Here is a 23,117-nt window from a genome sequence, read left to right on the forward strand (position 1 = left end):
CGTTCATAACAATGGTGTTGCGCTAAGTGCAACGAATTTTGCAATCACTGCAACACGGCCATACGTTTACAAACCAGTGCAAGAGTAAGCGAAGGCGGTTCATCCATGACTTTCGGCGAGTACGTGGTCTCGCGATGGGAGACTCTCTCGCTGGCCGCCGCCGAACACGCGCTGGTGGTCGCCATAGCGATCGGCATCGCCACGGTGGTCGGAGTCGGCATCGGGCTCCTCGGTTTCGAGACGCCCAAGCTGCGGGCGGCGTCCCTGACGCTCTCCGCTGGCATCCTCACCGTCCCCTCGCTCGCGCTGCTCACCCTGCTCATCCCGCTCACCGGTCTCGGCTGGGGACCGACCCTCGTCGCGCTCACCGCGTACGCGTTTCTGCCGATCATCAGGAACACCGTGACCGGGCTGAGCGGCGTGGACGCCGCCACCGTTGAGGCGGGTCGCGGAATGGGACTGAGCGCGGCGCGAGTGCTCCTGAAGGTACGGCTTCCCCTGGCCTGGCCGCTGATCCTGACCGGTATCCGGATCTCAGCCCAGATGCTCATCGGTATCGCGGCCATCGCCGCCTACGTCGACGGCCCCGGCCTCGGCACCCAGATTTTCGAAGGACTGTCCCGGCTCGGCTCGGTGAACTCACTGAACGCCACGCTCGCCGGAACGCTCGGCATCGTCATCGTCGCGGTGCTTTTCGACGCGTTCTTCTTCGCAGTCCGTCAGTTCACCACCCCGAGGGGGCTTCGTGTTCGACCGTGATTCCGCAGGCGTCCGCATCGAGTTGCGGGGGCTGACCAAGCAATACCCGGGACAGCCCGCTCCAGCGGTCGACAACGTCACCCTCGACATCCCGGCGGGCGAGCTCGTCGTCTTCGTCGGGCCGTCCGGGTGCGGCAAGACCACCACGATGAAAATGATCAACCGGCTGGTGGAACCCACCTCCGGCGAGATACGCATCGGCGGCGAGGACGTCCTCAACCTCCACCCCGACGAGCTGCGCCGGCACATCGGCTACGCGATCCAGCAGGTCGGCCTCTTCCCGCACCTGACCGTCGGCGAGAACGTGGCCCTGGTGCCCAGGCTGCTCGGCTGGCCCGCGACCAAGGTCGACAACCGGGTCGAGGAGCTGCTCGCGCTGGTCAACCTGGAGCCGGGCGTGTTCCGCGACCGCTACCCGCGCCAGCTGTCCGGCGGACAGCAGCAGCGGGTCGGCGTGGCCCGCGCGCTCGCGGCCGACCCGCCCGTCATGCTCATGGACGAGCCCTTCGGCGCCACCGACCCGATCACCCGCGAGCACCTGCAGACCGAGTTCGCCAAGCTCCAGAAGCAGCTGCGCAAGACGATCATCTTCGTCACGCACGACTTCGAGGAGGCGATCCTGCTGGGCGACCGCATCGCGGTGCTCCGCGAGCGCTCGCGCATCGCCCAGTACGACACGCCCGCCAACATCCTGGCCGCGCCCGCCGACGACTACGTGGCCGGCTTCATCGGCCAGGACGCCACGCTCAAGCGGCTCGCGCTGCTGACCGTGGAGGACATCGAGCCCACCGAGCCCTTCCCGTCCAGCAACGGGCTGCCCCGGGTCGACGCCGGCGCCAGCCTGCGCGAGGCCCTGGACGCCATGGTCGCGCACGGCAGCGACCGCTGCGCCACGCCGACCGGCGTGCTCACCTACAGCGCGCTCTGCGACGCCGTGGGGTCGAACGGCGCGGTGACCCCCAAGGGGGTGTCGGCAGGTGACCGCTGACACACTCACCCTCGGCGGCCGCGCCGAGGCACCCACCCGCACCACCTCCGGGCTGCGCCAGGTGGTCACCCCCGTGGCGATCGTGGCCGCGCTGGTCGCGCTGTACGCCTGGGTGAGCACGCTGGAGCTGGACTCCATCGAGCAGCGCAGCCTCAACCGGGAAGTGATCGTCGCCAAGGCGATCGAGCACATCCAGATGACGGTGGCGGCCACCGTCCTCGTGGTCGTGATCGCGATCCCGCTCGGCATCGTCGCCTCCCGGTCCAAGAACCGGTTCATCACCCCGATCATCCTCACCGGGGGCAATCTCGGTCAAGCGGTGCCGGCCATCGGGCTGCTCGTGCTGGCCACGTTCATCATGGGCGTGGGCTTCCAGACGGCGCTGCTCGGCCTGGTCGCCTACGCCATCCTGCCCGTGCTGCGCAACACGATGGTCGGCGTGCAGCAGATCGACCCGACGCTCATCGAGGCCGCCCGGGGCATGGGCATGACCAAGGGTCAGGTGCTGCGCCGGGTCGAGCTCAAGCTGGCCGTCCCCACCATCCTGGCCGGGCTGCGCACCGCGCTGGTCCTCACCGTCGGCATGGCCACGCTCGGCGCCTTCGTCGCCGCCGGCGGCTTCGGCGAGCTGATCATCAACGGGCTCAAGCTGAACCGGATGCCCGTCACCATCGTGGGCGGCGTGCTGACCGCATGCCTCGCCTTCTTCATCGACTGGCTGGGCGCGCTCGCCGAGAGCCTGCTCAAGCCCAAGGGCATCTGACCCCGCGTCGATTTCCCAACCCCCCGATTTCCTGTTAGTTCCACCGTGAGAGGTGTTTTCACGTGCTATCCCGCCCCCTCCGCACCAGTTTCGCCGCGCTCGCCGCAGCAGCTCTGACCCTTACCGCCGCATGTGGCGGTGGCGGCGGCGCCGTCGAGGAGGCCAGCGCGGGCAACGAGCTCGAAGGCGCCTCCATCGTCGTCGGCTCCAAGGACTTCACCGAGAACATCGTGCTCGGGAAGATCGCCGTCCAGCTGCTGAAGGCGCACGGCGCCTCGGTCACCGACAAGACCAACCTGGGCGGCACCGTCACCAACCGCCAGGCCCTGCAGTCCGGTGAGATCGACCTGTACTGGGAGTACTCCGGTACCGGCTGGATCGAGCACCTGAAGAAGACCGAGCCCATCCAGGACTCGGCCGAGCAGTTCAAGGCCACGGCGGACGAGGACCTGGAGAAGAACCAGATCCGCTGGATCGGCCCGACCCCGCTCAACAACACCTACGCCCTGGCCATCCGCTCGGAGAAGGCCCAGGAGCTGGGTGTCAAGACGGTCTCCGACGTGGCCGAGCTGTCCCGGACCAAGCCGGAGGAGGTCACGCTCTGCATCGAGACCGAGTTCTCCACGCGGGACGACGGCCTGCCCGGCCTGCTCAAGACGTACGACATGGAGATCCCGAAGGACCGGATCGCGCTGCTGGACACCGGTGTCGTCTACACCGAGACCGACAAGGGCGAGACCTGCAACTTCGGTGAGGTCTTCACCACCGACGGCCGGATCGCCGCGCTCGACCTGACGGTGCTGGAGGACGACAAGAGCTTCTTCCCGCTCTACAACGCCGCCGTCACGGTCAAGGAAGACCTCTACCAGAAGCACCCCGAGCTGGAGCAGGTCTTCAAGCCGGTGATCGAGAAGCTGGACGACGCCACCATGCAGCAGCTCAACGCCAAGGTCGACGTCGACGGCATGGAGCCCGGTGACGTCACGGCCGAGTGGCTGAAGGAGAACGGCTTCCTCGGCTGATCCGTACGAGCTGAGACGACCGACAGGCCCGGGCCCGCGCGCCCGGGCCTCGGCGTGTTCCCAGAGATCCCGAAAGTTTCGGAGTCCCGGCGCATCCCCTACCCTCGTTGAGTCGGCGTCGCGGAAGAAGGGAACGAGCCGAATGCCTCACGCGGCGAGACGCACGGTCACGCTGCGGGACGTCGCGGCGGCCGCCGGTGTCTCGGTCGCGACCGCCTCGCGGGTGCTGGGCGGCAGCTCCCGCGCCGTCGCCCCCGAGTACGAGCGGCGCGTCCTGGCCGCCGCGTCGGCCCTGCGCTACACCGCCGACGCGGCCGCCCGCGCCATGCGGCGGGGGAGCGAGGCCGTCACGCTCGTCACCGACGACCTGACCACCCCCGCGATGGGCATGATCGTCTCCGCGATGGAGCGGCAGGCCACGATGAGCGGCGTCTCCGTGACCGTCTCCGCCACCCGCGGGGCCCTGGAGCGGCAGCTCGAAACGGTGAGCCTGCTGCGCGCGCTGCGGCCGCGCGCGCTCGTGCTGACCTCCTCCCGGTTCCGCCCGGACGCGCTCGACGCCCGCCTCATGGACGAGCTGCGCGCGTACGAGCGAGCAGGCGGCAGAGTCGTGATCGTCGGCGTGACGCACCGGGCGTTCGACTCGATCGGCTTCGACAACGACGGAGCAGGCCGGATGCTCGGCGCCCACCTGGCCGGGACCGGGCACCGGAGGGTGGCGATCCTGGCCGGTCCAGGGGAGCGGGCGAACTTCGCCGCCAGGGTCGTGGGCTGCGCCGACGCCCTGCGCAGGGGCGGCGTCCCGGCCCGGGGGATCCGCGTGGTGCCCTGCGAGGCCAGCAGGGACGGCGGTTACGCGGCGGCCCGGCGGCTGATCGGCAGAGGGCTGCCCGGGGCCGTGGCCGCGGTCAGCGACGTGCTCGCGGTCGGCGCCCTGACGGCGTTCCGCGAGGCCGGGGTGGCGGTGCCGGCCGAGGTGTCGGTGGCGGGCATCGACGACATCCAGCTCGCCCAGGACCTGACGCCGCGGCTGACGACGGTCGCGCTGCCGCTGGCCCACGTCGGCGCCGAGGCCATCCGCCTGGCGCTCCGGGCGGCCCCCGGGCCCGAGAACCTGATGGTGCGGGGCAGCCTGGTCGTCCGCGAGAGCACGCGCCCCTGACCCCTGCCGTCCCGCGGAAACCCCCTTGACGGTGATCTCCGGGAAAGGCAGACTGCGGAATGCGTTTTCCCGGCGCGCGTCCCCCACCCCCCGAAGGGTCACATGTCTCAACGCCACTACCGGTCCGCCGTCGTCGGCACCGGTGGGATCGCCACCGCCCACGCACAGGCCGTCGCCGGGTCCGGCGGGCGGGCCGGCCTCGTCGCCGCCGTCGACGTCGACCCCGCCCGCGCCGAGTCCTTCGCCGCCGTCTGGCAGGTGCCCGCCTACAGCAGCCTCACCGAACTGCTCCGCGAGGAGCAGGTCGACCTGGTCCACCTCTGCACCCCGCCGCTCCTGCACGCCCCGCTCGCGCTCGAATGCCTCGAAGCCGGCGTCACCGTGCTGGTCGAGAAACCGCCCGCGCTCTCCCTGGCCGAGCTCGACACGCTCATCGAGGCCGAGAACCGCTCGGCCGCCCACATGGCCACGGTCTTCCAGCACCGCTTCGGCCCCGGCGCCGCCAGGCTGCGCCGCATGATGGCCGCCGGAGAGCTGGGCCGCCCGCTGGTGGCGACCTGCCTCACCCAGTGGTACCGCGGCGACGCCTACTTCGAGGTCCCCTGGCGCGGCACCTGGGAGTCGGAGGGCGGCGGCCCCACCATGGGACACGGCATCCACCAGTTCGACCTGCTGTTCTCGGTGCTCGGTCCCTGGCGCGAGGTCAGCGGCCTGGCCGTCCGGCAGGCACGCGACACCCAGACCGAGGACGTCTCCATGGCGATGGTCACCTTCGAGAGCGGCGCGGTCGCCTCCGTGGTCAACTCGCTGCTGTCGCCGCGCGAGACGTCCGTGCTCCGCTTCGACTTCGAGCGCGCCACCGTCGAACTGGAGCACCTGTACGGGTACACCGACGCCGACTGGACGGTCACCCCCGCCCCCGGCCACGAGGACGTCGCCAAACGCTGGACCGCCGGCGGGCTCAGCACCGACCCCAGCGGCCACCGCGGCCAGCTCGCCGCCGTGCTCGACGCGCTCGACCGGGGCGAGGCGCCGCCCGTCACGCTCGCCGACGCCCGCCGGACGATGGAGTTCGTGGCCGCCCTGTACGCCTCCGCCTTCACCGGCGAACGGGTCACCAGCGGCCAGATCGGCCCCGGCAGCCCGTTCGCCCGCCGCATGGACGGCACCGGCGCCCCCTGGAAGGACCGATGACCGCACTTCAGGCCGTCCACACCATCGGCCGCTCCGTCTCGGTCTCCTTCGGGGCCGTGGAACTGTTCGCCTACGTCTACCGCCCCGACACCCCCGTCCTGGAGTCGCCCAAGCCCTACCTGCACCCGGTGCGGACCCTGGCCGGCGACCTGGTCTCGCTCTACCGGCCGCACGACCACGTCTGGCACAAGGGCATCGCCTGGTCGCTGCCGCACGTCGGGGAGCACAACTTCTGGGGCGGTCCCACGTACGAACGCGAACGCGGCTACGTGCAGCTCCGCAACAACGGCAGCGCCGTGCACCGCGAGATGACCGCGGTCGGCGCCGACGGCGACCGCGCCGGGCTCGCGCACCGGCTCGACTGGATCTCCCAGGAGGGCCGCCCGATCATCGAGGAGCGGCGCTCGCTCACCGCCGCCGTGCTGGACGACTCCGCCTGGGCGCTGGTGTTCGACACCGCCATGACGAACGTGTCCGGCGGCCCGCTCGACTTCGGCTCCCCGACCACCAAGGGCCGCGAGAACGCCGGATACGGCGGGCTGTTCTGGCGCGGCCCGCGCTCGTTCACCGGCGGGATCATCCAGTCGCCCGCCGGGGCGGGCGGCGACGAACTGCGCGGCACGCGGTCCGGGTGGATGGGCTTCCGCGGCCGGCACGACGAGACCGGCGGCTGGTCCACCGTCGTCATGGTCGACGACGCGGCCAACCCCCGGCACCCGCCGCAGTGGTTCGCCCGCAGCGAGATGTTCGCCTGCCTGTGCCCCGCGCCGTTCTTCAGCGAGGAACTGCGGGTCGAGGACGGCCGGACGCTCTCCTTCCGGTACGCGGTCGTCATCGCCGACGGCGACCACGGCGAGGAAGGCACCGCCCTCCTGGCCGAGCAGGGCCGCACCGCCCTGACCGCCCCGCCCCTCAGCCCCTCCGCCACCCCGTCCTTCACCACCCCCGCCACCCGCCCCGCCACGACCTCCCCTCCGGCTGCTCCCACCGGGCAGGCGCCGCCCGGGCGGGGCACGTCATGACGGCGTTCCCCGGCGGCACCTCCGTCTCGCGGGTGTCGGTCTACAGCGGGGCGTGCGCCGACGGCCTCGAAGGCGGCACCCCGCACCTGCACACCGCCTCCACAGAGGCGTACGTCGTCACCGGAGGGCGCGGCGCGCTGCAGACGCTCGACATGAACGGCCTGCGCGAGACCGAACTGGCCCCCGGCACCACCGTCTGGTTCACGCCGGGCACCATCCACCGGGCCGTCAACCGGGGCGGCCTGGAAGTGGTCGTCGTCATGCAGAACGCCGGGCTGCCCGAGGCGGGCGACGCCGTCATGACGTTCCCGCCCGAGGTGGTGTCCGACCCGGACGCCTACCGGGACGCGGCCCTGCTGCCGTCCGGCGGAGAGGAGCCCGCGGTGGCCCGGCGCCGCGACCTCGCCGTCGAGGGGTTCCTGAGGCTGGCCGAGAGCGCCCGCGCGGGCGACTTCGGGCCGCTGCTGCGCTTCTACGACAGCGCTGTCGCCCTCGTCCGGCCCAAGATCGCGACGTGGCGGCGGATGTGGGAGAGCACGGTCGCCGCCGAGACCCGCAACACCGCCGAAGTGCTCGACGCGCTCGGCCGCGGCGACGGCATCCACCTCCGGCACGCCACGCTCCTGGAGGCACCGCCGCAGGAGCGCTGGGGCATGTGCGGCCACCTGCGCGCCCACGACGTCACCCGGCCCTTCGTCCACCCGCCGGTGCAGCCGTCCGTCCACCCGCCCGTCCACCCCACCCAGCCGCCCGACCGCCCCGTCCATCCGCCGGTGCAGCCGTCCGTTCACCCGCCCGACCGCCCCGTCCACCCGCCCGACCATCCGCCGGTGCAGACGCCCGGCCATTCGCCCGACCACCCCCGGGCCGGTCACGATGCCTGAGGCTCCGGAGCGGCAGACCGCGGTGACCCTGCACGACGTGGCCCGGGAGGCGGGCGTCTCCGTCGCCACCGCCTCCCGCGCGCTCAACGGCAGCAGCCGCAAGGTCCGCACCGAGAACGCCACCCGGGTCCGGGCCGCCGCCGCCAAGCTCAACTACCGGCCGCACCTGTCGGCCCAGGCCACCGCCCGGGGCCAGACCAGGACCGCCGCCCTGGTCGTGGGCGACATCGCCGACCCGTACTTCTCGGCCATCGCCGCCGGGGTCACCCAGGCCGCCGAGGAGGCCGGGCTGATCGTCACGATGGCGGTCGCCGGCCGTTCCCCCGCACGCGAGCTGGAGATCGTCCGCACGCTGCGGGGCCAGCGCCCCCGGCTGATCGTCATCGCGGGCAGCCGCATCGACGGCGCCGAGACGAGGACCGCGCTCATGGGCGAGTTGGAGGCGTACCGGTCCGCCGGGGGCCGCGTCGTCATGATCAGCCAGCGTGACCTGCCGTTCGACACGGTGACCATCGACAACGCGGGCGGCGCGTACCAGCTCGCCCGCGCGCTTGCGGCGGCCGGTTACCGGCGCTTCGCTGTCTTCCGCGCCCCGGCGTCCGTGCGCACCTCGCGCGACCGGTGCGCCGGCTTCCTGGCCGGGTTACGTGAGATGGGCCTCGGCGTCGAGGACCGCTTCGTGATGGAGACCGAGTTCACCCGGGCGGGCGGCTACGAGGCGGCGCGCCGGCTCGCCGAGCGCGGCCTGGACGGGGTCGAGATGGTCTTCGCCGTCACCGACGTGATGGCGATCGGCGCGATGTCCGCCTTCCGCGACGCCGGTCTCGTGCCCGGCCTGGACGTCGGGGTGGCCGGCTTCGACGACATCGACTCCGCGCGGGACGTCACCCCGGCCCTCACCACCGTGGCCGTGCCGCTGCGGCAGGTGGGGCTGACGGCGATGCGGATCGCACTGTCGGACGACCCGGGGCCGGTGAACGTGCAGACCTCGACGACTGTCCTGCTGCGGGAGAGCACTCCGTCTCGCAGAACCCAGTGACAGCGCCCAGGCCGGCAAATCCTTCTGTCGGCACCCGAAACAGCAGAACCCTCTGACGGCGCCCAGGCCGAAGGTCCCCGGGACGCGGGACCTTGGCCCCTCCGCGCGCCGCCGCCACGCGGCGCATGATGGAGACGCGGTTCCTTACCGGCTCGAAGGGCCGCGGCACCGTTCCCCCCTGGCGCCGGTGGGGTCCCAGGGGGGACGGCGCGTGCCTCAGGTGGCCGTGCCGGGCGCGCTCTCGTGCCCCCGCAGGCCGGGGGTGCGGCGGCGGGCCTTCATCTCGGCCTCGTAGACGTGCCGGCGGCCGCCCATCAGCAGCTCCCGGGCCTCCGCCTCCAGCCCCTGGAACGCCGCGTAGTAGCCGTCGTCGTACTCCTCGACGACCTGGTACGTCCACCGGCCCTCCAGCACGTTCAGCCCGATCAGCTCCCGCTCGATCCGCCCGGCCAGTTCCTCGTGCCCGGCGCCGCGCAGCAGCTCGGCCACCCGGTCCAGGGCGCCGTCGGCGCCGCCGGTGAGCTGGTGGAAGGCGTACAGGTGGCCGCGCGCCCGGTGGATCTTCTCCAGTGCCTCGCTGAACAGGCCGAGCGCCTCGACCACGTCGTCGCCCGCGCCGGGCGGCCGCCGGTGCGCCTCGTCGGGAACCCTGCTGACGTGCTGATCTGTCATGCACTCACCGCTACCCCGTCAGAGGCCCGCGAGCACGTCCGGCCGGTTGGTGATGATGCCGTCCACCCCGTACGAGGCGAGCCGCCGCATGGCCCGCGGCTCGTCCACCGTCCAGGTGAAGACTTCCATGCCGAGGTCCTGGATGGCCCGGACGAAGGCGGGCGTCAGATCGCGGTACGGCGGGTTGATCTGCTCGGCGAACCGGGCCAGCTCCGGCAGTTCGTCGCCCTGGGGCGTGCCGAGCAGGCCGATCGGCACGTCGGGCATCAGCCGGTGGAAGGCCCGCATCGAGTCCCAGTCGAACGACTGCACCACCACGGACCTCTCCCAGGAGCGCTGCAGCTCCCGCATGACGCGCCGCTCGATGCCGGGGTAGAGGTGCGGTGACTTGACCTCCAGCAGCAGGTCGAGGCCGGTGCCGCTCATGGCCTTGAGCGCCTCCCGGAGCGTCGGCACCCGCTCGCCCGCGAACTCGTCGCCGAACCACGAGCCGGCGTCCAGCTTGCGGATCTCGGCGAGGGTGAAGTCGGCCACCCGCCACGGCGACCGGTCCGGGTAATGGGATTTCACGTCCGTGGTGCGGGAGAGCGTGGTGTCGTGCATGAGTATCAGGTGGTGGTCCTTGGTCTCCTGCACGTCGAGCTCGAACATGTCGGCGCCCCGCCGGGCGGCCAGCCGCAGCGCGCTGACGGTGTTCTCCGGCGCGTAGGCGGAGGCCCCGCGGTGGGCGACGTTGGTGACCCCCTCGGCCGTCGCGGTGGCGGGGACGAGGTTCGTGACGGGTGCGGTCAGAGCCAATAGTGCGGTCATGAGGATGATGCGTGCGCTTCGGAACATGGATCTCCTCGTATCGGGGAGTAGCCGATGATCCGAAGCTGACTGACCGTAGTGACCGATTGTTGAGGAAGAAGTGGCCGTACGATGAGCTCTGCCGGTCAGGTCTCAGGCAGGAGCGGCAGCACCACGTACCGCATCGTGGCCCAGACCACGTACAGCAGCGGCGCGAGCGCCAGCAGCAGCCCGATGACCGGCTTGAGCAGCACGACCGCGACGGCGAGCGCGAGCACCGCGAGCGTCGGCGCCGTCAGGTACCAGCGCCGCGCCACCAGATACAGGCAGGGCCGCACCAGCTCGCGCACCCGGCGCGGCGTCTCCGCCACCACCACCAGCACCGCCACCGTCACGGCCACGACCAGCGCCGCCCCGGTGGCGAAGAACGGCACCAGGGCGGGCCCCCACGCGGTGGACGCGACCACCAGCACGTCCACCGCGAGCACGCTCACCGCCGCCGCGCCCGCCAGCCACACGAGGAGCGCGCGCTTCCCGGCCCGCCGGTAGCCGCCCCAGAACGCGGCGAGCACCGCCGTCGAGCCCTCGCCCAGCAGGGCGAAGCAGCGGAACGCGCCCGTCAGCGCGGGCGCGCAGACCGCCGACAGCAGCGCGAAGAACGGCCACGACAGCAGCGGGTCGCGCACTAGCGCGAGCGCCGCCAGCAGCGGCGCGCACGAGAGCGCGACCAGCAGGTTCGTCATCAGCCCGACGTAGACCGCATTGAAGATCTTCTCGTACGTCTCCTGCCGGGCGGGACGGAGCAGGCCGCGCACCGTGCTCATCCCTTCAGGCCGCTCGTCGCGATGCCCTGGATGAAGTAGCGCTGCCCGAACAGGAAGATCACCACGACCGGGAGCACCGACAGCGTCGCCCCCGTCATGATCATGGCGTAGTCGGCCTGGTACTGGCCGACGAACGAGCGCAGCCCGATCTGCACCGTCCACAGGTCGTTGCTCGTCAGGTAGATGAACGGCCCCATGTAGTCGTTCCAGGTGTTGACGAACGTCAGCAGGGCCAGGCTCGCCAGCGCCGGCTTGGACAGCGGCAGGATGATCCGCCGGTAGATCCCGTACTCGCTGAGCCCGTCGATCCGCGCGGCCTCGCACAGCTCGTCGGGGATCGACATGTAGTACTGCCGCATCAGGAACACGCCGAACGCGCCGAACGCCTGCAGCAGGATGATCGACAGGTGCGTGTTCGTCAGGTCGGCCCGCTGCATCATGATGTACTGCGGCACCATGTACGCCTGCCACGGCACCGCGATGGTCGCGATGTAGGCCAGGAAGAGCCCGTCGCGGCCGGGGAAGCGCACCTTGGAGAAGCCGTACGCGGCGAAGCTGCCGGTGAGCACCTGGAGGAACGTGATGACGACCGCCAGGAAGGCCGAGTTGGCCAGGTAGGTCGCCATGGGGATCTGCTCCCAGATCTCCACATAGTTCGACCAGCGGAACTCGCGGGGGATCCACTCGATCGGGATCGTGAAGACCTGGTTGTTCCGCTTCAGCGACGAGGAGATCATCCACACCAGCGGCAGCAGCACCAGCGCCGTCACGGCGGCGAGCGACGCGTACGCCAGCGTCCAGCGGAACACGCGGCGCCCGCCCGCGGGCGGGGCGGCGGGACTGCCGCCGTGCCGGGCGGCCGGGGGAGCCTCGCGCAGCACGGTCATCAGGAGCTCCTCCGTTCGTTGATGCGGAACTGGACGACGGTCACCGTGAACACGATGAGGAACAGCACCAGCGCGATCGCCGACGAGTAGCCGAACCGGCCCTCCCGGATGCCCTCCCGGTAGATGAGCTGGGCCAGCACCAGCGTGCTGCGGCCGGGCCCGCCGTCGGTCATGACCATGATCAGGTCGAGCACCTTGAAGCTCTGGATGGTCAGCATGACCAGGACGAAGAACGTGGTGGGGCGGAGCGACGGCAGCGTGACGTTCCAGAACCGCTGCCAGGCGCCGGCCCCGTCGACCTTGGCCGCCTCGTAGTACTCCCGCGGGATCGTCTGCAGCCCGGCCAGGTAGAGCACCATGTAGTAGCCCATGTCACGCCAGACGCTGGTGAGGATGACCGCGGGCATCGCCCAGTCGGTGCTCGCCACCCAGCGCGGCGGGTCGTCGAGGCCGATCGCCTGCAAGAACAGGTTGACCGGCCCCGCGTTGGGCTCGAACAGCATGTTCCAGACCACGGCCACCGCGACCAGCGAGGTGACGTACGGGAAGAACGCGGCGGTGCGGAAGAACTCCACGCCCCGCAGCTTGCGGTTGAGCGCCATCGCCAGCCCGAGGGCGGCGGCCATCGTCAGCGGGATGTGGCCGACGGCGTAGAAGAGGGTGTTGTGGAGCGCGACGTGGAAGTTCTCGTCGCCCCACATCCGCACGAAGTTGTCCAGCCCCACCCACTCGGGCGTGCTGTAGGAGTCCCAGGCCATGAACGCCAGCGCGAACGCGGCGAGCACCGGGACGAGGGTGAACAGGGCGAAGCCCAGGAAGTTCGGCAGGATGAAGCTCCACCCGATCAGGATGGAGCGCCAGTGCCGACGACGGCGGGGCGCCCGCGGTCCGCCCGGCGCCGGCTGCGTCATTACGTGCGCCATGGTCCTTCGTGACTCCTTCGCGAACCAGGCGGGCGCCCCCCGGCGCCCGCCAAGGCATTCCCTAGCTGAGGACCTGGCTCTTCACGCGGTCGTTCATCGACTTGATCCCCTCGGGCACGGTCTTGTCGCCGACCATGATCAGCTCGTGCTCTTCCCTGAGGATGGTGTCGACGTCGGAGGTCTTGTCGCTCACCGGCATCTCCAGCACGACCTTGTCCGGCTCGAACGCCTTCTTCGACAGGTCGTCGGTCGGCATGCCCGTGAGGCCGAAGTACGCCTTGGTGATCTCCGGGTCCTGCAGCGCCGGGACGACGCCCACCTTGCTGATCGCGGTGGCGCCTTCCTTGCCGGCGGCGAACTCGACGAACTTCTTGGCCAGGTCGGCGTTCTCGCTCCGCTTGTTCACCGCGAACGCGGTCGGCGAGCCGAACGTGACGACCTCGCTGGAGCCCGGCCGCTGCGGCATCGGGGCGAGCGCCCAGTCGACCTGGGTGTCACCCTTCTCCTTGGCCTCCAAGATGCCGGAGATGTACCAGGTGCCCATCGGCATCATGGCCGTCGCCCCGGTCTCGAACATGGTCCGGTAGTCGGCCTGCTGCGCCGTCGCGGTGCCGAAGTCGAGCGCGTGGCCGCCCTTCTGCAGGCCCAGCGCCATGTTGTACTGGTCCGTGAAGAAGTTGTAGTCGCCGCCGAGCTGGTCGCCGCCGGTCTGCGCCGCCGAGATCGCCTGGATCACCGACCGCCAGGTGTGGTGGTAGGTGCCGTAGGTCTTCTGGCTGCCCTCGCCCTGGGTGAGCTGCTGGGCGTGCTTGGCGTAGTCGTCCCAGGTCATGGCGCCGTCGAGGGTGATGCCGGCCTTGTCGAACAGGCCCTTGTTGTAGTACAGCAGCCAGAAGTCCTGGCGGTACGGGAGCGCGAAGTAGGTGTCGTTGACGTTGAACGCGTCCAGGCCCGCGAGCTTGGAGGTGTCGATCGACTTGACCATGTCCGTGATGTCGAGGAGCTGCCCGCGGCTGGAGTAGCGCGAGTAGTCCGTCACGTTCTTCATGGTGATGACGTCGGTCTTGTCGCCGCCGGCGAGCATCGTGGTGACCTTGTCGGGGTAGTCGTCGGCGAGGATGTCCACCGGCTCGACCTTGACTCCCGGGTTCGCCTTCTCGAAGGCCTCGAACAGGGCGCCGAACTCCGGGGTCTTGGCCAGGTTCCACACCGTGACGGTGAGGGTCTGGCTGCCGCCGCCCTCGGCCGCGGAGTCGTCGGAGCCGCCGCCGCTGCCGCACGCGGTGAGCGCGAGAGCGAGCGAGGCCGCCGCCCCCAAGGTCTTCACCAGGGTGCGGCGGGTGTACGGACGTGAAACGTTCATTGATCCGGTCTCCTTTCCTTGAAGCCGGGCTCAGGCGCTCACGACGATCTCTTCTGCCGTCACCGGCGCGCGTGGCGGCAGGCCGGTTAAGTAGCGTTCGAGCTCGTCGAGGGCGCTCTCACTCATGCGCCGGGTCTCCGATCCCAGAGACCCGGCGATGTGGGGGGTGATCATGACGTTGGGTAGGTCGTACAGCGGCGAGTCGGCAGGAAGCGGCTCCGGTTCGGTGACGTCGAGGATCGCGTCGAGCCGCCCCGACACGCACTCGCTCTCCAGAGCGGCCGTGTCCAGGACGGATCCACGCGCGGTGTTGATGACGGTCGCGCCGTCCCTCAGCAGGGCCAGCTCCGCGGGCCCGATGAGGTGACGGGTGGCGGGCAGCGCGGGCACGTGCAGGGTGAGCACGTCGCAGCGCCGCAGCAGGTCGTGCAGCCCGACGAGCCGGCCGCCGGCCGCGCGCACCTCGGCCGGGTCGGCGTACGGGTCGGCCACCAGGATGTCGACCTCCAGTCCGCGCAGTCTCTCGGTCACCCTGCGGCCCACGCGGGAGAATCCGACGACGCCGATCGTGCGCCCGCGGTTGGACAGCTCTCCGCGCTGGGCCGCGTACGACCAGTCGTCGCGATGTTTGCGCGCGTCCTGGGCGAGGAACGGGGCCTTCTTGCCCGCGAAGATGATCGCGGCGAGGGTGAACTCGGCGACCGGTATCGCGTTTTCGTCGGCGGCGTTGGTCACGAGGATGTCGCGCCGCCAGACCTCGTCGGTGACGAACGAGCGTACCGTGCCCGCGCAATGGAAGATCGCCCGGAGCCCGGGTGCGCCGTCCAGCAGCTCTTTCGTCAGCGGCGGGCAGCCCCACGAGGTCACGAGCACTTCGACCTCGCTCAGCCTCCGGCGGGCGAGCGGGTCGTCGAGGTTCTTGGTCGAGATAGGATCGGTGAGTTCGACGAGATCGTGCAAGCGGCGTAACTGCGGCTCCTGAAACTGCACCCTGAAGTGCGCAGGATCCATGACCAGCAGGGCCTGTGGTCGTCGGCGGTCTCTCACCCCGGTCCTTTCGGCAGCAAGCGCTTACCAGTGCCGCTGATCATGTCCGGGGGCTCTAACCGGGGTCAATAAGGCTGGAACGATCGTTATCGATCGTTATTCTCAGGCAGGGCGGGAAATTTCGCCTTATCGGATGATCGATATGAGTGAATCTGATCGGTCTTGCTCTTGACGTGTTCGCTCCACAATGCCAGCATCTCGTGGACCCACGCCCAAGATCGCTGACTGGAGGCCCCGATGCGCTGGCTGCGGGAGCTGGACGACCGGACACTCTCGCCGCACACCGGCTGGACCAGGGACCACTGGACGGCGCTCGCCGATCACCTGCTGCTGTCGGCCCGGCGCCACGCCTCCCCGTCGCACGCCCGCATCTCCTTCCCCGGCCGCCCCGGCGGCTACGGGCCAGACGTGGACGCGCTGGAAGGGTTCGCCCGCACGTTCCTGGCCGCCGGATTCCGGGTGGCCGGCGAGCACGGCCGCGACCCGCACGGCTACCTCGACTGGTACGCGCGCGGCCTCGCCGCCGGCACCGACCCGCGCTCGCCCGAACGGTGGGTCCGGCTCGACGAGCACGACCAGGCCAAGGTCGAGGCCGCCTCCATCGCCCTGGTGCTCCACCTGACCCGGCCCTGGCTGTGGGACCGGCTCGACGACGGCGTCCGCGAGCGGGTCGTCGACTACCTCGCCCCCGCCATCGGCGGCGCCTACCCGCCGATCAACTGGGTCTGGTTCCAGATCGTGGTCGAGCAGTTCCTCGCCTCCGTCGGCGGACCGTACTCGCGCGACGACATCGAGGCCGGACTGGAGCTCACCGACGGCTTCGTCCGCGAGGAGGGCTGGTACGCCGACGGCGACCGGCGCGCCTACGACCACTACGCCGGCTGGGCGCTGCACTTCTACCCGCTGCTGTGGACCGAGATGGCCGCCGGCGACCCCGCCGCCGACGCCCGCCGCCCCGCCTACCTGTCCCGGCTCGAACGCTTCCTCCACGACGCCGTCCACCTCGTCGGCGCCGACGGATCCCCGCTCATCCAGGGCCGCAGCCTCACCTACCGGTTCGCCGCCGCCACCCCGTTCTGGGCGGGCGCCCGCGCCGGCGTCGCCACCCCCGCGCCCGGCCTGCTCCGCCGCGCCGCCTCCGGCATCGCCCGCCACTTCGCCGAACACGGCGCCCCCGGCGACGACGGGCTGCTCACGCTCGGCTGGCACGCCCCCTGGCGGCCGATCGCCCAGACCTACTCCGGCACCGGCTCCCCCTACTGGGCCGCCAAGGGCCTGTACGGTCTCACCCTGCCCGCCGACCACCTGGTGTGGACCGCGGTCGAGGAGCCCCTGCCCGTCGAAGAGGACGACTTCCGGCTCGCCGTCCGGTCACCCGGCTGGCTGGTCTCCGGCACCCGCGCCGACGGCGTCGTCCGCGTCGTCAACCACGGCACCGACCACGCGCTGCCCGGCGACCAGCTGACCGACTCCCCGCTCTACGCCCGCCTGGGCTACTCCACCGCCACCTCACCCGTCCTCGCCGGCCCGCACGCCGCCGACCCCCTCGACCAGTCGGTCACCCTCCTGGACGCGTCCGGCAGGCCCAGCCACCGCACCGGCTTCGACACCCTCCTGACGGACCTCCTCCCCACCGGCACCGCCGTCGGCGCCTCCCGCTGGCAGGCCCACTGGGTCGACCCCGACACCGACCTCCCCGACCACGGCCACGGCCGCCCCGGCACCGTCACCCTCGGCCCCCACCTCACGGTCCTCTCCGCCCTCCGCGGCCCCTGGGAGATCCGCCTGGTCCGCGTGTCGTCCCCCTGCCCGCACCCCCTCCGTATCGGCGGCTGGCCCGCCACCCCGTCCACCACCCACCTCGTCCCCGGCCCGGACCTGGACCTCACCGACGTGACCACCGCCCCCGACGCCACCCCCCTCTCCCCGGAGACCTCCATCCCCTGGTGCGGCACCTCGTCCCCGGCCCGCCCCGACCACTGGTACACCGCCTCCCTCCACCTGGGCCCCACCCCGGCCACCCCGCCCACCCTGAACTGGACGTCCACCACCGTCCACATCACCTGGCCCGACGACGTGACGGACACCCTCGACCTCCCCGCCCTCCTCCCGTAGCGCTCCCTCCGTACGGACCTCACGGACGCGCAACGGAATGAACTGCGGACCCCGTCGGCGAGGTCAGGCGCGTGATCAACCTGCTCCTCGTCGGAGGCCCCGTCTCGTGGAGTCTTCTCGTACGGAGGAGCGGCTGATTCTTCGTGAGGCTGTCGGCGCCCGTGGTGAGGTCGCCGCACCGAGAGCGGCCGATGGACCCGCTCCTCCGGGGAGGTGTCGCGTTCTCTCGTACGGAGGAGCGGCTGAGGGTCAGGCGGAGGAGGAGCGGACGATCAGACGCGGTTCCACGACGACGCGGTGAGCAGGGCGGTGGGGGTCCTGGTCCGCGAGGCGGGCCGACAACAGAGAGAACGCCGCGCGGCCGATCGCCGCCTTCGGGGGCCGGACCGCCGACAGCGGCGGGTCGCAGAGCTCTGCCACCTCGTCGTCGTAGGTGACGACCCCCAGGTCGCCGGGCACCCGGATGCCGCGTTCCTGGCAGCGTTCGACCAGGCTGATGGCCTCCGGGTCCGAGTGGACGAGGAGCGCGGTGGTGCCGGTGGCGAGGCAGGCGTCGAGGGTGTCGTCCAGGGCGGCCGCCCAGCCGGGGTCGCGCTGGTCGACGGTGGTCATGTCGGGGGTGCCGTCGAGCTCCAGCCCGAGCTCCCGGCACGCATCCCGCCAGCCGCGCCGCACGTGCGGGGTCGTCGGGCTCTGCACGGTGGTGACGACGCCGACCCGGCGGTGCCCCAGCGCGGCCAGGTGCCGCACCGCCATGGCGGCCCCGAGCGCGTGGTCGCTCACCACCGACTCCATGGCCTCCTGGTAGGGCCCGGTGGTGGCGGCCCGTTCCACGAGCACGACGGGGACGGGCGCCTGCCGCAGCCACCGCACCAGTTCCTCGCCGTCGTCGCCGGTGGTGGTGGGCGCGACGAGCAGCCCGTCCACGCCGACGAACTCCACCAGCCACGACAGCTGCCGCCGTTCGTCGGCCGCCTGGTAGGAGGCGCCGCGCAGCACGATCCGGGCCCCGGCCGCGGCGGCGGCCTCTCGGACCCCGCGGATCACGTCCGGCCAGTAGTAGTCGAGCGACGGCACCACCATCCCGATCGTGAGCCGCCGCGCGTCGCCGCCGTTCTCCTCGGGGGCGGGCTGCGGCTGCGCGGCCCCGTCCGGCTCGCCGACCAGCACGCCGCCGTGGAGCACGGCCCCGCCGCGCACCCGCCGGATCACCCCCTGGGAGGCGAGCAGCGCGATGTCGCGGCGGATGGTGATGGCGGAGACGTCCAGCTCCTCGGCCAGGTCGGTGACGCGTACGACGCCGCGCTGCCGCAGCAGCTCGACGACCTGGGCGCGGCGCTCGTCGGGCAGCGGCGCTGGCGAGCCGCTCATCCCCGCACCTCCGCCCGCACCCGGACGGATCCGCCGGCGGTGCCGGGCAGCGCCAGCTCCAGCCGGGTCAGCCGGTCGCCCCACACGCCGGTGAGCATGGGGTCGTCCAGCTCGCGCACGTCCAGCGAGCCGGCCGCCAGGTCCGGATCCCAGCAGAGGGCCAGGCCGCGCCCGCCGCCCGGCGGCCGCACCTCCACCTCCCCGGGCCGGTCCTGCCGCACCTCACCGGCCAGCAGGAACCGCAGCACGCTCGGCTCCCCGTCGGCGGCGAAGCGCCAGGTGTCCTCGATCGTCACCTCGCCGGACGACCGGTCGAGCCGCGCCGTGCGCCACCACCGCTCCAGCCCGTCCACCGGGTAGGCGCCCGCCAGGTCCATCCGTACCTGGAAATGGTCCGGCTGGTCGGCCACCTCGACGTCCCCGGCCCGGAACGACGCCCCCTCCCGCTGCGGCGTGCCGCGCACCTCGGGCACGTTGTGCCAGTCGCTGCGCATCGTCCAGATCTCGTACCGGTCGGGCCCGAATGTCTGCGCCGTGTACGTGGGCCGCCCCGCGTCGACCACGACCGGCACTCCGTCGACGGCCACCATCACGGAGCCGACGTCGTTGTGGTTGTGGTTCTCCGCGTTGTGGCCGCCCTTCACCACGAGCGCCGGCCCGCGCGCGCTGCCGCCCGCCGTCCGCGCCACCCCCACCTGCGTGCCGGGCAGCCACGCCGAGGCGACCAGCGGCGGCTCGGCCGCCCCGGCCGACATCCAGGCCGGGTCGCCCAGCTCGGCCATGACCCGCCCCAGCTCGGCGCCGGGGGAGACGGCCCCGGTGCGCTGCGCCGCCGCGTGGCGGACCCCGTCGGGCTCGCCGACCCGCCGCGCCCACCGGTGCAGGACGTGCCAGGGCTGCCCGGCGGGAGGCAGCGCGCGGGCGTCGGCGACGTTCACGTACCATCCGCCGCCCAGATGCATGAGGTACGGGAAACGCACGGTCGCCCGGACCACCGGCACCGCACTGGCGTCCAGCGCCCCGGCGGTGGCGTGCGCCAGCACGTCGAGCGCCTCCAGCGCCCGGCAGGCGCCGTTCCACCAGTACTCGTAGCCCTCGTCCACCGACCCGTCGGCGGGCAGCGCGCCCAGGTAGCGGTCGATGCCCTCGACGGCGAGCGCGACCTGCAGCGCCCGCTCCTCGCCCGGCTCGGCCAGGCGCAGCGCGGCGACCAGCACGTTGCCGCAGATCCACGGGCACCAGTTGTGGACGTGGCCGTCGAGCCCGAGCCAGTGCCAGTCGCGCCGCCGGGTGAACGGCTCCAGCACCCGCGTCCGCACCTCGGCCCGCACCCGCTCGCGCAGCCCGGGGAAGCGCTCGTCGAGCCGTTCGCCGAGCGCCTGGTCGGCCCAGGCGAGCTGGGCGGCCACGTCACCGGCGCCGAGGTCGAGGCAGGGGGAGGCCGGGTCGGGCAGCACGGTGCCGCGCGGCCGGCAGGACTCCTCGTGCGCGGGCCAGCACCACGAGCTCTGCTCGCACAGCAGCACGATCCCGTCGGCGGCCTCGGCCAGCCACCCGTCGTCTCCGGTGGCCGCCGCCATGAGCACGGCCCGGGTGAGCCGGGCCTGACGGCCGAACACGTTCTCCTCGTAGCCGGTGCGGTCGCCGTCCTGGAAGTAGCGCGCGTACTGGGAGGCGAGCGGCTGCGGCCACGGCGAGCCACGCTCGGCCTCCGCCCGCTCGCGCACCGGCTCCAGCGCCCGCCGCGACAGCTCGCTCCGCAGGTCGGCGGGCGGCAGCGCGCGGCCGGGGTCCAGCAGGACACGGGCAAGGGTACCGGGGGAGGCGGTGGCCCCCCAGGCGCGGAGCAGCGGGCCGGAGGCCGTGCTCGCCGCGGCCGGGGCGGGTGAGCCGGTCGCCGTGTTCGTCATGGTCCTCCTCAGGGCCACCACATGGTACCGATCGAATCTGATCGAAGATGATCCTCTGCGAACCTCCGTGGAGCAACTGATCGAAGCCTTACACTTCTGCGGATCATGAAAAAGAAGCTCGCGGCCGTCGCCGCCGCACTCGTCCTCCTGGCCGCGTGGGGCGGCTACGAGCTGATCAACGCCCGGACGTTCCAGCTGGCCGGGACGCTCGTCCACCGGGTGGAGACCGCGGAGAAGGTGGTCGCGCTCACCTTCGACGACGGCCCCGGCGAGCAGACGCCGGAGATCATCGACGCCCTCGCCGGGGCTCCGGCGACGTTCTTCGTCGTCGGATCGGAGCTGCGCGAGCACGAGGCGACATCCCCTTCCGCCCGCCCACCGGCAAGAAGCTGCTCACCCTCCCTCGCTACCTGGCCGACCGCGGCACCGTCACGGTCATGTGGGACGTCGAACCCGACTCCGGCCGCACCCCCACCGCCTCGCAGCTCGTGGCCGAGGTCCGCGAGCAGGTGCGGCCGGGCTCGATCGTGCTGCTCCACCCCTGGTACGCGAGCGGAGCCGAGACGCGGGCCGCCATCGCCGGGATCGTCGCCGGGCTCCGGGCGGACGGCTACCGGTTCGTGACCGTCGCCGAACTCCTCGCCCAGGACTGAAGAGCGGACCTGCCGGGCAGTGGCCCCGGATGGGCATCGAGCAGCAGGCGGAACGGGTCGCGAGAGAAGCCCTCGGGCTCGACGAGCTCCGCCCCGGGCAACTGGAGGCCATGACGGCGCTGGCGCAGGGCCGCGACACGCTGGTGGTGATGCCCACCGGGGGCGGCAAGTCGGCCATTTACCAGGTGCCCGCCCTCATGCTGGACGGCCCCACGCTGGTCGTGTCGCCGCTGATCGCCCTCCAGCGCGACCAGGCCCAGGCGCTGCGCGAACGGGACGAGCAGGCGGTCAGGCTGGACGCCGACACCTCGAAGGGCGAACGGGCCTCGTCGTTCGAGTCGCTGCGGGCGGGCGCGGCCGAGTTCCTGTTCTGCGCGCCCGAACAGCTCGCCAGGCCCGACGTGGTGCGCGAACTCGCCGCCGCCCACCCGTCCCTGCTCGTGGTGGACGAGGCGCACTGCGTCTCGGCCTGGGGCTACGACTTCCGGCCCGACTATCTGCGGCTGGGCGCGGTCGCCGACGCGCTCGGACGGCCGGTCGTGGCCGCGCTCACCGCGACCGCCGCGCCGCCGGTGCGCGCCGAGATCGCCGAACGGCTCCGCATGCGCGACCCGCTGGAGGTGGTGTGCGGGTTCGACCGGCCCAACATCGATCTGGAGGTACGTCGCGCGACCGGCGACGGGGAGGACGTGGCCGAAACCGTCGAAGCCCTCGTCTCCGGCGGCCACCCCACCTTGGAACCCCCGGGCAAGCCCGGCCTCGTCTACACCGCCACCCGCAAGCGCACCGGCGAACTGGCCGCCCGGCTCGGCGGGCGCACCGCCGCCTACCACGCCGGGATGCGGCGGGCCGACCGCGACGCCGTCCAGGAGGCGTTCATGGCCGGGGACCTCGACGTGGTGGTGGCCACCAGCGCGTTCGGGATGGGCATCGACAAGCCGGACGTCCGGTTCGTGGTGCACGCCCAGGTGCCCGGCTCGCTCGACTCGTACTACCAGGAGATCGGCCGTGCGGGCCGGGACGGCGAGCCCGCCGCGTCGGTGCTGTTCTACCGGCCGGAGGACCTGGGGCTGCAGCGGTTCTTCACCGGCGGGCTGCCCGGCGAGGACGCGCTGGCGGCGGTCGCCCGCGCCCTCGCCGAGGAGGGCGGGCACACCGGCCGCAAGGACCTGCGCGAACGGCTCGGCCTCACCGCGCGCCGCCTGACGTCGCTGCTGAACCTGCTGGAGAAGGCGGGCGCGGTACGGCTCGGCACCCGTACGGTCACCGCCGCCGAAGACGCGCCCTCACCGGAGGAGGCGGCCCGGGCGGCCCGCGAGGTGGCGGAACGGCACCGCGAGGTGGAACGCACCCGCCTGGAGATGATGCGCCGCTACGCCGAGACCCGCGACTGCCGCCGCGGCTTCCTGCTCGGCTACTTCGGCGAGCGGCTGCCCGGCCCGTGCGGCCACTGCGACACCTGCCGGGCCGGCACCGCGTCCTCCCCGGAGCCCGTCCGCGGCGTCCGCTTCCCCGTCCACGCCCGCGTCGAACACGTCGAATGGGGCCCCGGCGAAGTCATCCGCCGCGACGAGGACCGGCTGACCGTGCTGTTCCACGAGAGCGGCTACCGCGAACTGCTGCTGTCGGCCGTGCTCGCGGAGGACCTGCTGCACGAGTCCGGATGACCGGGCATTTCGCTCGGTCGTGCACCATGGACACTTGACATCCTCCCCGCGCTGAAGCTGAAG

The 23,117-nt window shown here is 72.0% G+C and carries 22 protein-coding genes; 12 read left to right on the top strand and 10 right to left on the bottom strand.

Annotation, left to right across the window (positions count from 1 at the left end; translation table 11 throughout):
- Positions 1-105 precede the first annotated feature (105 nt).
- From AB0J42_RS08365 to AB0J42_RS08405, 9 genes are all read left to right on the top strand, one after another.
- On the top strand, positions 106-759 hold the full coding sequence (locus AB0J42_RS08365; protein WP_364290309.1) for an ABC transporter permease: 654 nt from the start codon (positions 106-108) through the stop codon (positions 757-759).
- On the top strand, positions 746-1,747 hold the full coding sequence (locus AB0J42_RS08370) for an ATP-binding cassette domain-containing protein (protein ID WP_364290311.1): 1,002 nt from the start codon (positions 746-748) through the stop codon (positions 1,745-1,747). Before AB0J42_RS08365 ends, AB0J42_RS08370 begins: the two co-directional genes overlap by 14 nt.
- Positions 1,737-2,510, top strand: a complete 774-nt coding sequence (locus AB0J42_RS08375) for an ABC transporter permease (protein WP_364290313.1) — start codon at positions 1,737-1,739, stop codon at positions 2,508-2,510. The genes AB0J42_RS08370 and AB0J42_RS08375 overlap by 11 nt, the downstream gene beginning before the upstream one ends.
- A gap of 62 nt (positions 2,511-2,572) precedes the next feature.
- Positions 2,573-3,532, top strand: a complete 960-nt coding sequence (locus AB0J42_RS08380; protein WP_364290315.1) for a glycine betaine ABC transporter substrate-binding protein — start codon at positions 2,573-2,575, stop codon at positions 3,530-3,532.
- A 142-nt stretch (positions 3,533-3,674) separates the two neighbouring features.
- Positions 3,675-4,694, top strand: a complete 1,020-nt coding sequence (locus AB0J42_RS08385; RefSeq protein ID WP_364290317.1) for a LacI family DNA-binding transcriptional regulator — start codon at positions 3,675-3,677, stop codon at positions 4,692-4,694.
- Between the two features lie 102 nt (positions 4,695-4,796).
- Entirely contained in the window at positions 4,797-5,888 is a 1,092-nt protein-coding gene (locus tag AB0J42_RS08390; protein WP_364290319.1) for a Gfo/Idh/MocA family oxidoreductase, read from the top strand.
- Positions 5,885-6,910, top strand: coding sequence for a PmoA family protein (locus AB0J42_RS08395; protein ID WP_364290321.1), 1,026 nt, complete (start codon positions 5,885-5,887; stop codon positions 6,908-6,910). Before AB0J42_RS08390 ends, AB0J42_RS08395 begins: the two co-directional genes overlap by 4 nt.
- Positions 6,907-7,794 carry a cupin domain-containing protein gene (locus tag AB0J42_RS08400; RefSeq protein ID WP_364290323.1) on the top strand — a complete coding sequence of 296 codons (888 nt, stop codon included), beginning with the start codon at positions 6,907-6,909 and terminating at the stop codon, positions 7,792-7,794. The genes AB0J42_RS08395 and AB0J42_RS08400 overlap by 4 nt, the downstream gene beginning before the upstream one ends.
- Entirely contained in the window at positions 7,787-8,833 is a 1,047-nt protein-coding gene (locus AB0J42_RS08405) for a LacI family DNA-binding transcriptional regulator (protein WP_364290325.1), read from the top strand. The genes AB0J42_RS08400 and AB0J42_RS08405 overlap by 8 nt, the downstream gene beginning before the upstream one ends.
- Positions 8,834-9,049: 216 nt before the next feature.
- Here the strand turns inward: AB0J42_RS08405 and AB0J42_RS08410 are convergent, their stop codons facing one another.
- From AB0J42_RS08410 to AB0J42_RS08440, 7 genes are all read right to left on the bottom strand, one after another.
- Entirely contained in the window at positions 9,050-9,505 is a 456-nt protein-coding gene (locus tag AB0J42_RS08410; RefSeq protein WP_364290327.1) for a hypothetical protein, read from the bottom strand.
- Between the two features lie 18 nt (positions 9,506-9,523).
- Positions 9,524-10,342, bottom strand: coding sequence for a glycerophosphodiester phosphodiesterase family protein (locus AB0J42_RS08415; RefSeq protein WP_364290329.1), 819 nt, complete (start codon positions 10,340-10,342; stop codon positions 9,524-9,526).
- A gap of 98 nt (positions 10,343-10,440) precedes the next feature.
- Positions 10,441-11,118, bottom strand: coding sequence for a hypothetical protein (locus tag AB0J42_RS08420; RefSeq protein WP_364290330.1), 678 nt, complete (start codon positions 11,116-11,118; stop codon positions 10,441-10,443).
- On the bottom strand, positions 11,115-12,005 hold the full coding sequence (locus AB0J42_RS08425; protein WP_364290331.1) for a carbohydrate ABC transporter permease: 891 nt from the start codon (positions 12,003-12,005) through the stop codon (positions 11,115-11,117). The genes AB0J42_RS08420 and AB0J42_RS08425 overlap by 4 nt, the downstream gene beginning before the upstream one ends.
- On the bottom strand, positions 12,005-12,928 hold the full coding sequence (locus tag AB0J42_RS08430; protein WP_364290333.1) for a sugar ABC transporter permease: 924 nt from the start codon (positions 12,926-12,928) through the stop codon (positions 12,005-12,007). The genes AB0J42_RS08425 and AB0J42_RS08430 overlap by 1 nt, the downstream gene beginning before the upstream one ends.
- Positions 12,929-12,989: 61 nt before the next feature.
- Positions 12,990-14,291: a sugar ABC transporter substrate-binding protein gene (locus AB0J42_RS08435; RefSeq protein WP_364290335.1), complete on the bottom strand. Its 1,302-nt coding sequence runs from the start codon at positions 14,289-14,291 to the stop codon at positions 12,990-12,992.
- 30 nt (positions 14,292-14,321) lie between these two features.
- A complete protein-coding gene (locus AB0J42_RS08440) occupies positions 14,322-15,251 on the bottom strand; it encodes a hydroxyacid dehydrogenase (RefSeq protein ID WP_364290337.1) in 930 nt (309 codons plus the stop codon).
- A gap of 324 nt (positions 15,252-15,575) precedes the next feature.
- Between AB0J42_RS08440 and AB0J42_RS08445 the strand changes: the two genes are divergently transcribed.
- Positions 15,576-17,453 carry a DUF2264 domain-containing protein gene (locus AB0J42_RS08445; RefSeq protein ID WP_364290338.1) on the top strand — a complete coding sequence of 626 codons (1,878 nt, stop codon included), beginning with the start codon at positions 15,576-15,578 and terminating at the stop codon, positions 17,451-17,453.
- A gap of 249 nt (positions 17,454-17,702) precedes the next feature.
- Here AB0J42_RS08445 and AB0J42_RS08450 read toward each other — a convergent pair whose 3' ends face one another.
- The 3 genes from AB0J42_RS08450 to AB0J42_RS08460 form a co-directional block, all read right to left on the bottom strand.
- Positions 17,703-18,824, bottom strand: coding sequence for a substrate-binding domain-containing protein (locus tag AB0J42_RS08450; RefSeq protein ID WP_364290340.1), 1,122 nt, complete (start codon positions 18,822-18,824; stop codon positions 17,703-17,705).
- Positions 18,821-20,734, bottom strand: a complete 1,914-nt coding sequence (locus AB0J42_RS08455; RefSeq protein WP_364290342.1) for a heparinase II/III family protein — start codon at positions 20,732-20,734, stop codon at positions 18,821-18,823. Before AB0J42_RS08455 ends, AB0J42_RS08450 begins: the two co-directional genes overlap by 4 nt.
- 164 nt (positions 20,735-20,898) lie before the next feature.
- Positions 20,899-21,024 carry a hypothetical protein gene (locus AB0J42_RS08460; RefSeq protein ID WP_364290522.1) on the bottom strand — a complete coding sequence of 42 codons (126 nt, stop codon included), beginning with the start codon at positions 21,022-21,024 and terminating at the stop codon, positions 20,899-20,901.
- On the opposite strand from AB0J42_RS08460, the gene AB0J42_RS08465 reads away from it, so the two are divergent.
- Positions 20,972-21,358, top strand: coding sequence for a polysaccharide deacetylase family protein (locus tag AB0J42_RS08465; protein WP_364290520.1), 387 nt, complete (start codon positions 20,972-20,974; stop codon positions 21,356-21,358). The genes AB0J42_RS08460 and AB0J42_RS08465 overlap by 53 nt on opposite strands.
- 58 nt (positions 21,359-21,416) lie before the next feature.
- Positions 21,417-23,054 carry a RecQ family ATP-dependent DNA helicase gene (locus tag AB0J42_RS08470; protein ID WP_364290344.1) on the top strand — a complete coding sequence of 546 codons (1,638 nt, stop codon included), beginning with the start codon at positions 21,417-21,419 and terminating at the stop codon, positions 23,052-23,054.
- Positions 23,055-23,117 lie beyond the last annotated feature (63 nt).

The sequence above is a fragment of the Nonomuraea sp. NPDC049649 genome (assembly GCF_040675175.1).
GTDB lineage: Bacteria > Actinomycetota > Actinomycetes > Streptosporangiales > Streptosporangiaceae > Nonomuraea.

Bases quoted from the DNA above. Each gene is read 5' to 3' on its own strand.
- AB0J42_RS08365 (WP_364290309.1), top strand. From the start codon at position 106: ATGACTTTCGGCGAGTACGTGGTCTCGCGATGGGAGACTCTCTCGCTG.
- AB0J42_RS08385 (WP_364290317.1), top strand. From the start codon at position 3,675: ATGCCTCACGCGGCGAGACGCACGGTCACGCTGCGGGACGTCGCGGCG.
- AB0J42_RS08390 (WP_364290319.1), top strand. From the start codon at position 4,797: ATGTCTCAACGCCACTACCGGTCCGCCGTCGTCGGCACCGGTGGGATC.
- AB0J42_RS08395 (WP_364290321.1), top strand. From the start codon at position 5,885: ATGACCGCACTTCAGGCCGTCCACACCATCGGCCGCTCCGTCTCGGTC.
- AB0J42_RS08400 (WP_364290323.1), top strand. From the start codon at position 6,907: ATGACGGCGTTCCCCGGCGGCACCTCCGTCTCGCGGGTGTCGGTCTAC.
- AB0J42_RS08405 (WP_364290325.1), top strand. From the start codon at position 7,787: ATGCCTGAGGCTCCGGAGCGGCAGACCGCGGTGACCCTGCACGACGTG.
- AB0J42_RS08410 (WP_364290327.1), bottom strand. From the start codon at position 9,505: ATGACAGATCAGCACGTCAGCAGGGTTCCCGACGAGGCGCACCGGCGG.
- AB0J42_RS08415 (WP_364290329.1), bottom strand. From the start codon at position 10,342: ATGTTCCGAAGCGCACGCATCATCCTCATGACCGCACTATTGGCTCTG.
- AB0J42_RS08420 (WP_364290330.1), bottom strand. From the start codon at position 11,118: ATGAGCACGGTGCGCGGCCTGCTCCGTCCCGCCCGGCAGGAGACGTAC.
- AB0J42_RS08425 (WP_364290331.1), bottom strand. From the start codon at position 12,005: ATGACCGTGCTGCGCGAGGCTCCCCCGGCCGCCCGGCACGGCGGCAGT.
- AB0J42_RS08430 (WP_364290333.1), bottom strand. From the start codon at position 12,928: ATGGCGCACGTAATGACGCAGCCGGCGCCGGGCGGACCGCGGGCGCCC.
- AB0J42_RS08435 (WP_364290335.1), bottom strand. From the start codon at position 14,291: ATGAACGTTTCACGTCCGTACACCCGCCGCACCCTGGTGAAGACCTTG.
- AB0J42_RS08445 (WP_364290338.1), top strand. From the start codon at position 15,576: ATGCGCTGGCTGCGGGAGCTGGACGACCGGACACTCTCGCCGCACACC.
- AB0J42_RS08450 (WP_364290340.1), bottom strand. From the start codon at position 18,824: ATGAGCGGCTCGCCAGCGCCGCTGCCCGACGAGCGCCGCGCCCAGGTC.
- AB0J42_RS08455 (WP_364290342.1), bottom strand. From the start codon at position 20,734: ATGACGAACACGGCGACCGGCTCACCCGCCCCGGCCGCGGCGAGCACG.
- AB0J42_RS08460 (WP_364290522.1), bottom strand. From the start codon at position 21,024: ATGATCTCCGGCGTCTGCTCGCCGGGGCCGTCGTCGAAGGTGAGCGCG.
- AB0J42_RS08470 (WP_364290344.1), top strand. From the start codon at position 21,417: ATGGGCATCGAGCAGCAGGCGGAACGGGTCGCGAGAGAAGCCCTCGGG.